Origin of the sequence: Petrotoga sp. Shatin.DS.tank11.9.2.9.3, assembly GCF_003665005.1 — a bacterium.
Lineage (GTDB): Bacteria > Thermotogota > Thermotogae > Petrotogales > Petrotogaceae > Petrotoga > Petrotoga mobilis.
Map to the genome: position 1 here is coordinate 46,646 of NZ_JGVT01000004.1, position 17,447 is coordinate 64,092.

The following is a 17,447-nucleotide window of genomic DNA, read 5'->3' on the forward strand; positions in this document are numbered from 1 at the left end:
AGAATTGAAGTATAGGAGGTTTGAAGAATGTCTTTTTTGGACGAAAATTATTTACTACAAAACAACACTTCGAAGATGTTGTATAATTCAATTAAAGATCTCCCGATCTTAGATGCTCACAATCACGGGGATGTGAAAGAGATCGTTGAGGACAAAGGTTGGGATGACATCTGGCAAGTTGAAGGAGCGACAGATCATTATGTGTGGGAATTAATGAGAAAGAGAGGGGTCCCCGAAGAAAAAATAACTGGAAATGCTTCAAATAAGGAAAAGTGGATGGCATTGGCTGAAGTTTTCCCTGAGTTCGTTGGCAATCCTACCTACGAATGGGTACACCTCGATCTAAAAAGAAGGTTTAAAATAGAGGATAACATTTCAAAGTATACAGCTGAGAAAATATGGCAAGATACTTCTTTATTACTAAAAAGCGAAAGTATGAAACCTCAACGATTACTAAAAGAAATGAACGTAGAAATAATGTGTACAACAAATGACCCAACAGAGGATCTCTTATTCCATGAAAAAGCTAAAGATATTGAAGGAATAAAGATTCTCCCCACTTGGAGACCAGACAAAGCTATGAACATTGAAAAAGAAAATTGGAAAGATTTTGTAGAAAAGTTAGGAGAAATAACAAAAGAAAATGTTGAACGTTTTGAGGGGTTTTTAAATGCTCTTTACAAGACACACACAAAATTTGAAGAACTCGGTGGTGTTTCGAGTGACCATGGGATATTTGAACCGATTTCATACCCAGTTGAAAAACAAAGAGTAAAAGAAATATATGAAAAAGCACTTTCAAAAAAAGAGTTAACGAAACAAGAAATTTCAGACTTCAAGTCCTTTATGTTTTATGAATTTGGGTCAATGAACGCTGAAAGCAATTGGGTTATGCAATTACATATTGGCGCTATGCGAGATTACAGAGACAAGTTATATAATACTTTGGGGCCAGATACAGGAGGGGATATTTCAACCAGCAACGTTGACTTGGCAAATGGGTTAAGATACTTTTTGAACCAATTTGATGAAAAATTGAAAGTCGTTTTGTACTGTTTGGACCCTTCGCTATTTCCAACCGTCGCCACAATAGCAAGAGCCTTTCCAAATGTTAGCCTGGGAGCACCTTGGTGGTTCAACGACAGCCCTTTTGGAATGGAGATGTATTTAAAATATATTGCCACCGTAGACCTTCTTAGTGACTTAGCGGGTTGGGTAACAGATTCAAGAAAGCTAATCTCCTATGGATCAAGAACAGAGATGTTCAGAAGAGAGTTATCCAACGTCGTTGGTGAAATGGTAGAAAAAGGTCAAATACCTATCCGGGAAGCATTTGATTTGGTAAAAGATATTAGTTATTTCAGACCAAAAAGGTTGTTTTTTAAAAAAATTTAGATAAAAATTATTGAACTCGGAGGTTCCAATTCGATGAAAAAAGCATCCTTGTCTTCTTTAAAAGAAAACAATGCGGCACTTATTTTTCAATCATTAAGGATTCAAGGCCCTATGACAAGGGCTGAAATTGCAAGAGAAACACGCCTCATGCCTTCAACTGTGAGTTATATAACGAATCTTTTAATTCATAAAAAGGTATTGAAAGAAGTTGGAAGTGAAGACGTTTCTCGTGTAGGGAAAAAGGGTATTTTGCTTGATATAAACTACGATGACTTCTTGTTTATTGGATATGACGTGGGCTCTGCATATTCAAGGGTTATTGTTTCAAACGGGAAGGGGGACATCTTATATTCCAAAAGATTCGTCTCAGAGAAAAACGACAAATTGTTGAAGCAGATTTATGAAAATATAAAAATGGTTAAAAACAAATTCAACATAATCGGTATAGGTATGGCTTTTCCTGGTTATATAGATCCAGAAAACGGAGTGGTTATAAGATCTCACAATATTGATATATCGAACTTTGAGGTTAAAAAGGTGATGAAAAAAGAGTTCAACCTACCAGCCTACGTGGATCATAACACAATAATGATGGCACGGAACTTAATTTCTAACAATTCCCACAAAGAGAAAGATTTTTGTGTGATCAACATTGGCCCAGGTATAGGAGTGGGGATAGTAAGCAACGGAAAGATATTGAGAGGATATAAGAACGCTGCTGGGGAGTTAGGTCATGTGACGGTTAACCCCGAAGGAAGAAGGTGTAACTGCGGTAAAAATGGTTGTTTGGAAACAGAAAGCTCAAGTAAGGCGATTGTTAGAAATTACGAAAAAATATCCGGGAAAAATTTAGAGTGTGAAGGAAGTTGTGAATCGAAATTGGTATATGAATTAGCCAAAAAAGGTGATGAAAATGCGATAAAAGCATTTGAAAGGGCGGGAAAATATTTAGGAATTGGCATTGCTACTTTAGTCAATATCTTAAATCCAGAAAAGGTCTATATAGCAGGTGGGGTGTCAAACGGGTGGGAATTTCTAAAAGACTCTACAGAACAAAGTTACAACCAGCATATATTTTACGCAAACAAAGATGTAAACGTTGAAGTTTCTTCGATAGGAGAATACATAACAGCTTGTGGAGCTGCGACTTATGCCTTTGAAAAATATGTAAGAGAAGAGTTAATACCATGAGGAGGAAAATATAAATGTTTACAATTTTACCGAAGAAAGGGATTTCTTTGGGTCTTGGGGATAGAATAGGAATTGCAACCCCGGGCCATATAAAAGTTGCAAAGAAATACAACTTCTTTCCTGTTTTTGCACAACAAAGTATTAGGGAGTTAAACTTCACTGGAAGAACGTTTACTGATGTAAGAAAAGACGTACTAAACGCACTTGTTGAGGAAAACTATGTTGAAAACAGTGGATTTGATGGAGATCATTTGAAAAGTGATGAGGAGATTCAATATGCTTTAGATTCGGGAATTACAATGCTCACTTTGGATTGTTCAGAACATATGAATAAAGATTCTTCTATAAAAGACCAAATATTTGAACAATTTTATAACAAAAGCTTTTTTGTAAACGATATGCCCATAGAATATTCAGATAAAAACGAATTGAATAAAATTGTTTCAATTTATGCCAGTGTTATCGAAAGAGTTATAGATGTATGGAACAAATTTCCAAAGGTTAATAAAAAAGAGGTAACTTTTGAAGTTTCAGTTGACGAGACAGATGTTCCAACAGATGAAAAAACACATTTTTTGATCTCTAAATATATCTACGATGAAGGGGTAAAAATAGATACACTAGCTCCACGTTTCCCTGGGGAGTTTCAAAAAGGTATTGATTATATAGGAAATATACAAGAGTTTAAAAAGTCTCTTATCAAACAAGACAAAATAGCCAAATATTTTGGATATAGGCTTTCCATTCATTCTGGTAGCGATAAATTCTCTATTTATCCCATAATAGGTGAAGTTACTCAAGGGAATTACCACCTAAAAACATCTGGAACCAGCTATCTCGAAGCTATTAAGGTTGTAGCTCAGAAAGATCCAGAATTCTTCAAAAAAATCTGGCAAACATGTCTTGATAAAAGAGAAGAAATGGATAAATACTACCATCTTTCCTGTGACCCATTCTCAGTTCCAAAAGATTTATCTCCAACAGAATACCTACAAAACCCAGATGCAAGGCAAACCCTGCACGTTTCATATATGTTCGTTTTAAACCCTCAATACGACTTCAGAGAAAAGTTTTTTGAGATTCTTACAAAATACCAAAATGAATACCATCAAAACGTTGCAAACCATATAGAAAAACATGTTAAAGAACTTAAAATTGAAGAAAAAAGCTAAAGTTCTCTAAAAGGTTCAACGATAATGGTGTCATAATTTCTATACAGCCACATTCCTGGTTTTGCTCCTTTTGGTTTCCATACGTTTTTTCTTTGTGTGTAATCAACCGCCACATTGGAAGACATTTTTGCTTTAGAAAATGTTGCGGCAATTCTTGCTGCGTATTCTATTACTTCTTGTGGTATTTCTTTACCAGAAGATTTTATTATTGTATGAGAACCTGGGATCTCATGTGTATGAAGCCATATATCGGCCTGTGCGGCTGATCTTGTCAATTCATCGTTCTGCTTGTTATTTTTCCCAACCAGTATTTCAAAGCCTTTGTGATTAAATTTCCTAAAGGTTGTTTTTACTTTTCTTTCCCTTTTAGATTTTTTGTTTTCACTTATCAGCCCTATATCTTTCATTTCTTCTTTTATCTCTATTAAGGTTTCAATTTCTTCTGCAGAAGAGATTGTTTCAAATAACTGATTGTAATATTCCAGTTCGTTATTCACTTTTTTTATTCTTTTCTTAGCATATTCAACTTTTGATTTTGTCCTTTTTATATTTTTATACAGCTTTTCCAAGTTTTGTGTTGGTGATAAAAGTGGGTCTATTTCGATTGTGACTTCCTCACCAGTATTCCAATCGGTTACTGTAAAGTATCTTTCACCTTTTTTTATTTTGTAGAGATAAGTTTGAAGAAGTTCTCCCTTTTTTTCTAAGTCCATTAGACTTTTTTCTTCATTTAAATCTTGTAATATTTGTTCTTTTGTCTTTTCTAGTCTGTCGATTTCATTTTTTACCCTTTTTTCTAAATCCTTTTTTATTTCCAATAATCGTGATTGATCAGCCTTTTCTTGAAAGACTTTGAGCAATGCCTCTGATGGTTTTAATTCCTCATATTCAAAATTATTGGGAGTAATAGCGGAGAAGTCATATGTGTTTGCCTCATTGAAGTAATAAAGATGAGGCTTTTTGAGGTCTTGTACAGCTCTTTGGATACCTATTTCTTTCAAAAACTCTTTTGATTTTTTAGAAAATCCCATCAATCTATCATAATCAATATTTTCTTCGTTTTCTATGTTTTCTCTCAATATATTTGTTTGAGAATCATCGTAGTAAGGTATGTATTTAACTCCTGGAATTATGGGTCTAAATTCGTCATAAATCCTTTTTAAAGATTCTTCTACTTTATTATCTTCGTTAACGAGTATTACATTGGAATTTCTTCCCATTAATTCGAAAAATAGCTTATATTGACGCAGAGTGGAGGTTTCTTGATCATAGCTTTCAATTTCAAAGTAACCTATCCTATCTAAACCTAACTGTTCAACATTTACCACTCTTCCGTTTCTTATTTTTTTTCTTAAAAACTGTGAAAAGTTCGCTGGTTGTATTGGTACGTTTGGTTTTTGAGAAAGTAAAATAACATAGGAAGGGCTTTTTAACGAAAGAAGCACAAAACTTTGAGAGAACTGAATTAACACTTGGGATTTGATAGGTTGATAAATATTTTTAATTCTATCCCCCACAATGTTGTCTTTTATTTCTTTTAATACTTTATGTAATACCAAACCATCAAAAGGCAAGTAAGACACCTCGTTTATATTTAAAATATAGCGCCCCTTCACCCCGCTGCCCGCCCATAATCTTTAAGGGGCTTTGCCCCTTAAGAACCCCAAATTCAAAATCAAAGTTTTTTGCATAGATCTGCAACATGATACGTCATTTGCTTCGCAAATGAGAATTTGGAAATTATTTCAAATGCATTATGAATAAGACGTTTTGCATAGAGCCGCAAAATGTTTCACAAACGAGATTTTGGAAAACATTTCTAAAGCATTGCAAACAAACCATTTTGCACAAATCAGCAACAAACGTTTTGCATAAAACGGCAAAAGCTAAGCAAATGAGATTAGGAAAGTTATTCAAAAACATTACGAAAAAAGACCTTTTTGCACAAGGCTGCAATAAGAACACAAAAGAGGCAAAACAATCTAAGCCTCTTTTGTGTTTTGTAAAAATCTATGAAATTAAAATTCTACGCTGCTGAACCTTTCTTTCCTTTATCCATAAAACCAACTATCAAAGCAATAATACCAACGATAATGTCTATCCACGCATGCCAATTTGGCATGGTTGCAACACTAAAACCAGCAATAGCCATTATTACAAGGTAAATCCCAACAACTATCAACCATGGTTTAGACATACTACCCCCTCCTTATACACTCAACTTTACACAAAATTAGCCGATAATTTCAAAGGAAACATAATGATAAAAATATAAGTTGAACAAATTTATCGGCTTAAACCCTAATAAAATGATAAGATATATATGTTACCGATATAATAACATTAGAATAATTTTAGTTTAACAACGAAAATCATTATACTTTTAAGGTTCTCTAATTTGTGATATAATATTAAAAGTCAGAATAAATAATAAAATTTACACGCATTATACTTAGGAGGTTCACTTGTGATAAACAACAATAAAGCTCGATTCTTGTTATTACTATTTATCTTGTCTGGGATTTATTCTTTAGCTTCTACTGTCCTAATTTTAAATTCGTATAACCCAGGTTTATCCTGGTCAGATAAGGAATTAGAAGGGATATATTCAGTTTTAGAAAATGAAGAAAGTATAAATCTACACGTTGAATATCTTGATAGCAAAAGGTTTGGTGATGATAATAGCCTAAACATATTCAAAGAATATTTTGAAAAAAAATTTAGCAATTTTACATTTGATGTCGTTATTGCGTTTGATAATAACGCCCTTGATTTTGTTTTATCAAATTATGATTCACTTTTTTTGGGAACCCCTATTGTGTATGCTGGGATCAATCACTATCAAGAATACGATTTGAGTGAATTAGACTTTGTAAGTGGTGTTGTAGAGATTCATGATATAAAAGAAACATTAGAATTGGCACTAAATATTCATCCAGATACAGAGAATGTTTATGTAGTTGTTGATAATCAGACTAAAACTGGGGAACTTTTCAAGCAAGAAGTGGAGAATGATGTAATGCCTGAATTTCAGGGTATTAATTTTATCTTTCTAACTGATTCTCTTGATCAAATAAAAGAAGAGCTTGATACACCTTCGCAAAACTCAATAGCACTTCTTTTGGCTTTTAGTAAAGATATTTATGGAAATTTTTATGATTATACAGAAATAGAGGTATATATGGGACAATTTGAGAATCTTCCCATTTATACTACCTCAAGTGCGTATATGTCCAACAACGTTGTAGGAGGTAAAATTACCAGTGCATACGATCAAGGGCTGAAAGCCGGGGAAATAGCAAAGGACTTATTAAGCGGAGTTAATATTAAAGAGTTACCAAGAATTTACTTCCCTGATAATAAATACGTTTTTAATTTTCCCCAGTTGGAAAAATTTGGTATTTCAATCAAGAGTCTACCTGCAGATTCAACAATCCAGAACAAGCCTCCTTCTTTTTATGAAAATTACCCTGTTATTTTTTGGATAATAATGATTCTAGTACCTTTTTCTATTGTATTTATATATGTTCTACGAGAAGAAAATTTAAAACTTAGCTCTCTTTTGAATGAATTAAATAAGGCAAAGGAAGAGGCCCAAAGTTATAATGAAGAACTTACCGCAGCAAATGAACAATTAACTTCCTACAACGAAGAATTGATATCACAAAATGAGGAAATAGAAAGTAATTATCAGGAAATAGAACAACTGAATAATAAAATAATTCATCTGTTGGAAATTATATCCGAAGTTGAAAACGAAGAAGTAAAAGAGGAAGATTTCTTCCAGAAATTTTTAAATACTTTAATCATAGAAATTCCAGAAGCTGATTATGGTAGTGTTTCTATAATAGAGGGAGATAGTTGGAGATTTTTAGCAACGTTGGGCCATGATATTAATGGTCTAAAAAGTTTAAATCTTAAAAAAAGTTATGCAGTGCGTTTGGAAAAAGCAACAGTATTTGATAATATACAAACCGTAAATGAAAAGACAATGCCTGAAGATGTAGCAAATTTAATGTCCAAATTTACCAAACCAGTAAAATCTACTCTACTGAAAGCAATAAAAATAGATGAAAATCGATATTTAGATATTTCACTTGATATTAAAAAGGATAGCGATGAGAATTTTTCTGAAGAATCGGTAAGATTTTTTGATTCTCTGTTAAATGTGGCAAAAATGTTTTTTGTCAACAGATTAAGAACGCAAGAGGTAAAAAATGCTTATGCAACCTTTGCAAGTAAACTTTCTATATTGGCAGAATCACACGATGAAAACAGCAAGAAACATATCTACCGTGTAAGTGAATTATCTGCATTTTTTGCAGAAAAATTAGGTTTCCCCAAAGAACACGTTGAAAAAATAAGAGATTTTTCTCCACTTCACGATGTGGGGAAACTTTTTATTCCTGCCGAGATTCTTAATAAACCTGGTAAACTTAATGAACAAGAATGGGAAGAAGTGAGGAAACATCCACTATATGCCGATAATTTGTTGGATGATCCATATTTTGAAACAGCAAGAAAAATTGCCCTTTACCATCACGAACATTACGATGGCTCTGGGTATCCTTTTAGATTAAGGGGTGAACAAATTCCCATTGAAGCGCAGATCGTATGCTTAGTAGATGTATACGACGCTTTAAGATCAAAAAGGAGTTATAAAGCAGCTTTTTCACATAGGGAAGCCATTGACATATTGTTAAATGGGGATCACAGGACAAAACCAGAACATTTTAATCCAAAACTCTTAGAAATATTGAAAAGATATGAAAGAGAAATAGAAGAACTATATAAAAAATACGAAGAGTAGGAAATGATTTTTAATCGGAGGTGTTTGAATGGAAAATTCACAAATCGACTCAAAAACAAAAAAACATTTATTAAATTTCCAAAAGGCTGAGTTAACGGAACATATGATTTATAAAAGGTTAGCTGGATCTACTAAAGATACTGAAAATAAAAAAGTCCTAGAAAGCATAGCAAACGAAGAGTTAAAACACCACGATTTTTGGAAAAGTTATACGAACGAAGATGTAAAACCAAATTACATAAAAGTCTTGTTCTATTTTATCCTTTCTAAATTACTTGGATTAACCTTTAGTTTGAAGCTCATGGAAAATGGTGAAGAAAGGGCTCAGATCTCCTATGAGGATATTTCCAATGTAGTCCCCGAAGCAAAACAAATTGAAGAAGAAGAAGATAAGCATGAACGAGAACTTTTAGGTATGATAGAAGAAGAAAGACTGAATTACGTGGGGTCGATTGTGCTTGGTTTAAACGATGCGTTAGTCGAATTGACTGGTGCATTAGCAGGTTTAACCTTTGCCCTTCAAAACGGAATAATAATAGCTACATCTGGATTAATAACTGGGATAGCTGCATCATTGTCAATGGCGGCATCCGAGTATCTATCAAAAAGAGCCGAAAACGATGAAAGAGCATTAAAATCAGCAGCTTACACAGGAATCGCATATATAATCACGGTATTTTTTTTAATCCTTCCTTATTTGTTAATGCCCAATAATTATTTTTTAAGTTTAATTATAACTTTACTAACAGCTGTTATAATAATATTGATTTTCAATTTTTATATTTCTGTTGCCAAAGATTTAAGCTTCAAAAGTAGATTTCTTGAAATGGCGGGTATAAGTTTGGGTGTTGCAGGATTAACCTTTTTTATAGGTTTCCTAGTTAGAATCACCTTGGGCGTTTCAATTTAATTCGATACATATTTTAAAGGGGGAGTTTGCATTGAAAAGAATCAGTACCAAGATTATTTTATCTTCTGCTTTGTTAGTGATTGCAGTGGTAACCGTTATAAGTCTTGTATCAATTTTCAGATCCACTGCTCTTTTAGAAGAATATTCACTAAACGGAGTGGAAAATTTAACTGCGAGCGTTGCATCTGATCTAGGTTCACAAATAAGTATTATTGAAATAGTAGTGGATAATTATAGCGATTCTGCCTTTTTGGGATTTGATCCTTTTATAGCGAGTTTTTCAAATGCTGAAGTGATAAAGTTTTTAGATAGAGCTAAGGATGTACCCCAAAATTTTTCGCAAAAAATAGAAGGTAATGCAACTTCTTTTATAGTTTTCAATCCAGATATGTTAAGGACAAAAGAATTGTATTCCCTTTACTACATTGAGGGTGAAGATAAAAGTTTAGAAAATGAATATATAAAATTAGACGATACTTTTAACCCAGAAAATAAAAAATATCAGTGGTTTTTTGAAGCAAGAGACAAAGGTGAAGGTGTTTGGACCGATATATACTTTGATGAATATTTACAGACAAATGTAATCACTTATTCTGTTCCTTATTACGATCCAGAAGATGGAACTTTTGTTGGTGTTGCTGGGATGAGTTTTCCCTTGGAATATTTTGCCAACCTCATTCAAAAAGATTTAGGATACCAAAAAGCATATGCGTACTTAGTGGATGATAATTTTAATGTAATTTTCCATCCTCTTTATGACTCTGGAAAGAGTATAGAAGATGAAATAACGGATTACTTAGAAACCATAAGCTCAAGTACAGAAGGGACTTTTGTAGAAAGATTAAATGGTGAAGGGTTCTTAACGAGTTATTCTAAGCTATCCAATGGCTGGATTTTGTTCCTAAATTTACCTGAGAGTGAAATATACAGTGAGATAAATAGTTTAACGCTTCTTATAATCCTAATAACCGTTGTGGGAGTTGTTATAGCAATTGTAGTTGCCTACTTTGTTGGAAAAGGTATCTCAAAACCAATAAAAGATTTTTCAAACGTATTATTGAAATTCGGAGAAGGGAATTTGGATGTAGAATTCGAAAGTAAATCCAAAGACGAAGTGGGAGAAATGGCTAAATCGTTTAGTAAGATGCGAGATAACTTAAAAGAAACGATTGAAAGTATAAAAGATGTTTCTGAAAGAGTTGAAACATCTTCAAAGGAATTAAAAGAAGCCTCACAAAAATTCAAAAAGTCGGCAGAAGAAGTTCTCGACGAAGCAAAAAATATAGAGTTAATTTCGGAAGATAGTGCCTCATCTGTCGAAGAGATCACATCCGGTATTGAAGAAATTGCCTCTTCAGCACAAAGTTTATCTTCTGCTGCACAAGAGTTATCCAATTCAGCTGAAATGACACAAAGCCAATCTAACAAAGGAATGGAAAGTATTCACAATATAGTAAAGAAAATAGAAGTTGGTGTAGAGCAATCCAAAGAAGCAGAAGAAAATGTTTCAAAACTTTTGGAAAAAGCAGAAAATATTGGAAATATTATTCAAACTATAAATTCCATAACTGAACAGACGAATCTGTTAGCACTGAACGCAGCAATAGAAGCAGCAAGAGCGGGAGAAGCGGGAAGAGGATTTGCCGTTGTAGCAGATGAAATAAGAAAATTAGCAGAAGAAAGCGGTAAAGCAACGGACGAAATCGGCAACATTTTAGAGGATCTGAAAAAAAGTACCAACAATGTAAACGACGTAACCAATAAAACCGTAAATACTATTGCAGAAATAAACGATGAAGCCCTCAAGGTTCGAGAACAATTTGAAGGCATATTAAATGAGATAAATGGAATGATTTCAGGGGTGGAAAACGTAACTGCTAGTTCGCAAGAACAAAGTGCAAGTACGCAAGAAATGAGTTCTTCAATGGAAAGAATAGCTAGAACAGTGAATGAAACCAGCGAAAAAATTAAAGAAATTAAGATGTTGATGCAAAATCAGTCTGAAAACGCTGGCTCACTTAGTGAAAGAGCTCAAGAATTAGAAAAACTTTCTCAAAATCTCAATTCAGCCATTTCAAAATTCAAAATAAGTGTTGAATAATAGGGAGGAAATAAAATAAAGAAGTTATCAATTATCCTCATCTTTTTGATTTTAATTGCATTATTCACCTTTGGAGAAACATCGATAGGGATAAAAAGTCCTTTAGCTGTTTATACTGAAATCTATGAAACGGTACCTTTTTATCGATTTGTAAACTCAACTGAAGGGATAGGGCAAGATTATATCAAAGAATTACTTTCAACGACATTAGAATCTACAAATACAAACATTCAAAATTTTTTAAATGCTCCGATGGTATTTTATTCGGAGAAAGACTATTCGTTCGGCGAATTATTTAATCCGAACTATTTTAACCTTTTATTTGACCTGATGGTTAATTCGAAAAGTATCGCCATATACTCTACCGAATATAACGTCTTCAATGAGATTTTTACAAAGATTTTTGGTGCTAATAAAGTGAGCAATGATCTATACACCTTAGAAGAAAAAAATTTTGCTATTCAAAAAAATGAAGTGGGTATCTTTTTGAACATGGAACCGACAACCTATGATAACAATTCAAATGCTTTAGTATCGGGGTCTCTAGAAAATGTTTTAAATGAAAATAACCTTTGGGATTTTTACGTTACCGTTGATTCGAGAACCTTAAAGGCAACATTTGAGTCTAAAGATTACAGAGGTGCCCAGAAAAATTTTGATTTGACACTTTTGGAAAACAAGAAATTGTTTGGAGAAGTTTTGAACATACAAAAGTTAGACAAAACCAATTTCCCATCGTATTTTGAAAATTTTTTAACCCCTTTGGACGATGAAAGCAAAAATGTTATAGGATTTATAGTCAATAGTATCAAAGAAGAGGAGTTTATAGCCGTTAGTTCACAAAGTATAAGTAATAATGAGCTTAACTTATTCTTTGAAGCATCGATTGATACTTATAAACTCAGAGAATTTGCAGAAGCAAGAAATATGGAAGAAGGAAATATTGGAACTTACAATTATTATCTTTGGTCTAATCAAAGTGTGGAAAACCAAGTTTACCTTTATTTTATAGAAGAGGAATTCATATTTTCAAACGTTTTACCCGATAAGATGAATGTGTATTTGTCAGAAATACAACGATTCAAAAACACTAAATATTATGAAGAAATTGAAAGAAAAGAAAGTCTCAACAGTCTGTTAATTTTAGATATTTCAAATTATTTATCAGTAAATTTTTATAGTTCGTTAGATAGTTGGGTAATAAAAGAAGAATACGATAATAACGGCTTGTATACAATAGAAATAAAAATAAGATAAAAATTATAGCTAAGAAATTTTGATTCGAAAGGAGTGCATTATTTATGCTTTTTGGACTTATAGACAAGAATAAAAGTTTACTAAAAAAATATTCAAAAATCGCAAATAAAATAAACGAATTAGAAAAAAGTATGAAATCTCTCAGCGACACTGAATTATCTGGAAAGACCTTGGAATTTAAAAAAAGGTTAAAACAAGGTGAGAGTTTAGACGATATCTTACCCGAAGCCTTTGCTGTCGTACGAGAAGCCTCACAAAGAACGATAGGGATGCGGCATTTCGATGTACAGTTAATGGGAGGCATCGCTTTACATGAGGGTAAGATAACCGAAATGAAAACAGGGGAAGGAAAGACCTTAGTTGCAACACTTCCTATATATCTAAATGCCCTAACTGAAGAAAATGTTCATTTGGCTACCCACAACGATTACTTGGCTAAAAGAGATGCGAATTGGATGGGACCAGTTTACGAATATCTAGGTTTGAGCGTAGGATACATTCAAGCCAACATGGACAAAGAAGAGAGAAAAAAAGCATATCAAGCTGATATAACTTACGGAACTGCAAATGAGTTTGGATTTGATTATTTAAGAGACAATTTAGTTTACGAAAATACTGACAAAGTACAAAGAGGCCATTACTTTGCAATAGTTGATGAAGCTGACTCCATTTTGATAGATGAAGCTAGGACACCGTTAATCATTTCGGGCCCTTCGGATACTCCTTCCGAACTTTACAGAAGATTTGCATCTTTGGCGAAAAAATTTATAGTTGAAAAAGATTACACTATCGATGAAAAACAAAAGACTTTAGCGTTAACAGAAGAAGGAATAAGCAAAGCAGAGAAACTATTATCTGTCGATAACTTATACGATCCGAGCAACATTAAGTATTTGTTCCATCTTTTGAACGCCTTAAAAGCGATAAATTTTTTCAAAAGAGATAAAGATTACATCGTTCACGATGGAGAAGTTGTCATCGTCGATGAATTTACAGGAAGATTGTTAGCTGGAAGAAGGTATTCTGAAGGATTGCACCAAGCTATAGAAGCAAAAGAAGGAGTAAAAATCAAAGAAGAGAGTGTAACTTTTGCCACAATAACTTTCCAAAATTATTTTAGGATGTACAAAAAATTATCAGGTATGACCGGAACTGCAAAAACTGAGGAAGACGAGTTCAAAGCGATCTACAACACAGAAGTTATTGTTATCCCTACCAACGAACCTGTTATTAGGGAAGACAAAAATGATTTAATTTTTAAAACCGAAAAAGAAAAATATCAAGCAATAATAGATGAAATAGTAAAACGTAACCAAAAGGGCCAACCTGTATTGGTGGGAACAACATCCATTGAAAATAGCGAAACCATAAGTGAAATTCTGAAAAAAAGAGGAATACAACATGAAGTTTTGAACGCTAAATATCATGAGAGGGAAGCAGAAATTATCTCTCAGGCAGGAGAAAAATACGCCGTTACCATTGCTACGAATATGGCGGGTAGAGGTACCGATATTAAGTTGGGAGAAGGGGTCAAAGAGCTTGGAGGACTCTTTGTTTTAGGTACGGAAAGGCATGAAAGCAGAAGAATAGATAACCAATTAATAGGGAGATCTGGTAGGCAAGGGGATCCTGGTGAATCAAGATTTATTATCTCTTTTGAAGATGACGTTTTACGATTGTTCGGTGGAGACAGAATGAAGAATCTAATGACCGCTTTAAAAATAGAAGAAGGTCAGCCCATAGAACATAAAATGCTGAGTAGAGTTATTCGGGATGCCCAAAAGAAAATTGAAGGAATACACTTCTCGATAAGAAAAAGATTGTACGAATTTGATTCAGTAATGGACAAACAAAGATCTGTAATATACAATCATAGGGATTGGATCCTTGAACAAGGTAACTATGATGATCATATAAAAGAAATCTTTATGGATGTTGTGGAAAGAATAGTGGAATCCTCATGGGATGAAACCGAAGAAAAATATGACAAAAGCAATATTTCAGAAAAATTGAAACAATATTTAATAATTTCTGACATAAAGGGGAACACGCGTGAGGAAATAGAAAATGAAATCTTTGATCTACTTTGGAAGAGATATCAATACAAAAAAGAAGAATTTGGAGAAGATTTTAACAAAGTCGCAAAATTTGTTATGTTAAGAATAATAGATGAAAAGTGGAGGCATCATTTAGATGCGATCGAAGCGCTAAAAGAAGCTGTAGGATTAAGATCTTATGGGCAAAAAGATCCTGTTATGGAATTTAAAAAAGAATCTTACCTTCTTTTTGACCAGATGGTTGACAGTATATACGACGATATAGTCAATTATTTAATGAGAATAGCAAAAATAGTTCCAGAAAAAGAAGAAAGAGAAGCAAAAAAAATATATGCCAGTTTGAACTTTGTACATAACAACGTATCAGCGGTCGATGAATCGAATGATGGTGGAGAAGCTAAAAGTAAAAATATCGCTAAACAATCAACCAAGATCAAAAAAAGGTATAAAGTTAAGAAATAATTATTGAAACAATTTTTAAGAGGTGATCAGATGATAGAATACGAAACGAAAGTTAAAATAGACGAATTAAAAGAAAATTTCGAAGATTTAAAAGAAGTTTTTAATATAGATAAAGTAGAAGAAGAAGTTAAAAAACTTGACAAAGAAATGATGGAACCAAACTTTTGGAACGATCAAAACAGGGCAAAAAAGATCTCCAAAATGGCACAAAATTTAAAAGATGAAATAGATGAATTTAAAAAATTGGAGAACAATTTTGAGGAATTAGAAATAGCAGTTGAATTATCAGAGGATGATCCGTCGATGACCGCGCAAGTTGAAGCAATTTTAAAAGTTATCGAAAAAAAGATCGGTTCTTTTCGATTAAGAATGCTTTTATCAGAAGAATACGATGATGCAAATGCATTTCTTAGCCTGCATCCTGGTGCGGGTGGAACAGAATCACAGGATTGGGCATCTATGCTGTTGAGGATGTACACTCGATGGGCAGATAAAAATAATTATGACATTGAAACTATAGACTTTCAGGAAGGAGACGAGGCGGGAATAAAAAGCGCAACTATCAAAATTTCCGGTCCCTATGCCTACGGTAAATTAAAATACGAAAGTGGGGTACATAGATTAGTCAGAATTTCTCCATTTGACGCCAATGGAAGAAGGCATACTTCTTTCGCCTCAATATCTGTGATGCCTGAATTTGATGAAAATGTTGAGATAGAAATAAATCCAGACGATCTGAAAATAGATACGTATAGATCAGGCGGAGCAGGCGGTCAACATGTTAACAAAACCGATTCAGCAGTTAGGATTACTCATTTACCTACAGGTATAGTGGTAGCGGTGCAAAACGAGCGCTCACAACATCAAAACAAAGCTACGGCTTTAAAAATTTTAAAGGCAAAATTATATGAGTTAGAACATCAAAAAAAGTTAGAAGAAAAGTTAAGATTACGTGGTGAGGTAAAAGATATTTCATGGGGAAATCAGATTAGATCATATGTTTTGTATCCATATACCTTAGTTAAAGATCTAAGAACAGAGTATGAAACCTCTAATGCTCAAGCAGTCTTGGATGGAGAAATAGACGAATTCATAGAAGAAGAACTGTTATTCTTTGCGAAATATAAGTAAAAAAATTAATTTGTTTTTCTGCAAAAGAGGTGTATAATAATAGTAAGAAAATACGACGATTTTCATAAAAGTGTAATGGTTGAAGAAGTCTTATCCTATTTGATAACCAACAAAGACGGTATTTATGTGGATTGTACCGCAGGCGAAGGTGGACATATAAAAGCTATTTTAGAATACACCGATAATATGGCTAAGGTAATCGGCATAGATGTAGATTACGAGGTCTTGGAAATTGCAGAACAAAGGTTAAAAGATCTATCGGATAATGTGGTATTGATTAAATCTTCTTATAAAGATATAGACATGATTTTGAGAGGTTTAGATATTGACAAAGTTGACGGTTTTTTAATGGATTTAGGGGTTTCTACCTTTCAGCTAAAAGGTGAAAATAGGGGATTTTCTTTTACTAAAGACGAACCTTTAGACATGAGAATGGATGTTCAATCGGAAAAAGATGCAGCGTACATAGTTAACAATTATTCAGAAGAAGAGCTCAGGCGCATCATTTTTGAGTATGGAGAAGAAAAAAGGTTCGCTCACAGTATTTCCAAAAGCATTGTAAAAAACAGGCCTATAAACACGACACTAGAATTAGTAAACGCCATTAGAAAAGGACTACCCAGTTCGCAAGTTCACGAAAGGCACAGACATTTTGCCACTAAAACTTTCCAAGCTCTGAGAATAGAAGTTAATGAAGAATTAAAAAATATCGAAGAAACCCTTTCTAAATTGGAAAACTTTTTAAAGGTAGGAGCAAGGGTAACGGTAATAACTTTTCATTCGCTGGAAGACAGGATCGTTAAAAATTTTTTCAAAAACAATGAAAGATATAATTTTCTCACTCCCAAACCTACTTTACCTTCGCAAGAGGAAATAAAACGTAACCCAAGAAGCAGAAGTGCCAAATTGAGGGTGGCTGAGTATATAGGGATTTAACAAATGACAAGAGTTAGGGGGAGTT

12 protein-coding genes are annotated in these 17,447 nt (G+C 33.4%); 10 read left to right on the forward strand and 2 right to left on the reverse strand.

Annotation, left to right across the window (positions count from 1 at the left end; all coding sequences use genetic code 11):
• Positions 1-27 precede the first annotated feature (27 nt).
• From uxaC to BZ25_RS04345, 3 genes are read left to right on the forward strand one after another with little or no spacing between them, the layout of a single operon-like run.
• Positions 28-1,395 carry a glucuronate isomerase gene (uxaC, locus tag BZ25_RS04335; protein WP_121567438.1) on the forward strand — a complete coding sequence of 456 codons (1,368 nt, stop codon included), beginning with the start codon at positions 28-30 and terminating at the stop codon, positions 1,393-1,395.
• Positions 1,396-1,428: 33 nt separating this feature from the next.
• Complete coding sequence (locus BZ25_RS04340) at positions 1,429-2,586, forward strand: ROK family transcriptional regulator (protein ID WP_121567439.1); 1,158 nt, start codon at positions 1,429-1,431, stop codon at positions 2,584-2,586.
• 14 nt (positions 2,587-2,600) lie between these two features.
• Positions 2,601-3,758: a tagaturonate epimerase family protein gene (locus BZ25_RS04345; protein WP_121567440.1), complete on the forward strand. Its 1,158-nt coding sequence runs from the start codon at positions 2,601-2,603 to the stop codon at positions 3,756-3,758.
• On the opposite strand, the gene BZ25_RS04350 is transcribed toward BZ25_RS04345, so the two are convergent.
• The gene (locus tag BZ25_RS04350) at positions 3,755-5,332 is read right to left on the reverse strand and encodes an NFACT family protein (RefSeq protein WP_158584849.1); all 1,578 of its coding nucleotides are present in this window, start codon (positions 5,330-5,332) and stop codon (positions 3,755-3,757) included. The genes BZ25_RS04345 and BZ25_RS04350 overlap by 4 nt on opposite strands.
• 452 nt (positions 5,333-5,784) lie before the next feature.
• The gene (locus tag BZ25_RS10300) at positions 5,785-5,955 is read right to left on the reverse strand and encodes a hypothetical protein (RefSeq protein WP_158584850.1); all 171 of its coding nucleotides are present in this window, start codon (positions 5,953-5,955) and stop codon (positions 5,785-5,787) included.
• 270 nt (positions 5,956-6,225) lie between these two features.
• Between BZ25_RS10300 and BZ25_RS04360 the strand changes: the two genes are divergently transcribed.
• The 7 genes from BZ25_RS04360 to rsmH are packed head-to-tail and all read left to right on the forward strand — an operon-like array spanning position 6,226 to position 17,422.
• Entirely contained in the window at positions 6,226-8,568 is a 2,343-nt protein-coding gene (locus tag BZ25_RS04360) for an HD domain-containing phosphohydrolase (protein ID WP_121567443.1), read from the forward strand.
• A gap of 28 nt (positions 8,569-8,596) precedes the next feature.
• Positions 8,597-9,478: a VIT1/CCC1 transporter family protein gene (locus BZ25_RS04365; RefSeq protein WP_121567444.1), complete on the forward strand. Its 882-nt coding sequence runs from the start codon at positions 8,597-8,599 to the stop codon at positions 9,476-9,478.
• Positions 9,479-9,509: 31 nt separating this feature from the next.
• Complete coding sequence (locus tag BZ25_RS04370) at positions 9,510-11,579, forward strand: methyl-accepting chemotaxis protein (RefSeq protein ID WP_121567445.1); 2,070 nt, start codon at positions 9,510-9,512, stop codon at positions 11,577-11,579.
• Between the two features lie 45 nt (positions 11,580-11,624).
• Positions 11,625-12,836 carry a hypothetical protein gene (locus BZ25_RS04375; RefSeq protein ID WP_121567446.1) on the forward strand — a complete coding sequence of 404 codons (1,212 nt, stop codon included), beginning with the start codon at positions 11,625-11,627 and terminating at the stop codon, positions 12,834-12,836.
• Between the two features lie 44 nt (positions 12,837-12,880).
• Positions 12,881-15,355 carry a preprotein translocase subunit SecA gene (secA, locus tag BZ25_RS04380; RefSeq protein WP_121514923.1) on the forward strand — a complete coding sequence of 825 codons (2,475 nt, stop codon included), beginning with the start codon at positions 12,881-12,883 and terminating at the stop codon, positions 15,353-15,355.
• A 30-nt stretch (positions 15,356-15,385) separates the two neighbouring features.
• Complete coding sequence (prfB, locus tag BZ25_RS04385) at positions 15,386-16,486, forward strand: peptide chain release factor 2 (RefSeq protein ID WP_121514924.1); 1,101 nt, start codon at positions 15,386-15,388, stop codon at positions 16,484-16,486.
• A 39-nt stretch (positions 16,487-16,525) separates the two neighbouring features.
• Complete coding sequence (gene rsmH / locus BZ25_RS04390) at positions 16,526-17,422, forward strand: 16S rRNA (cytosine(1402)-N(4))-methyltransferase RsmH (protein ID WP_121514925.1); 897 nt, start codon at positions 16,526-16,528, stop codon at positions 17,420-17,422.
• Positions 17,423-17,447: the final 25 nt, after the last annotated feature.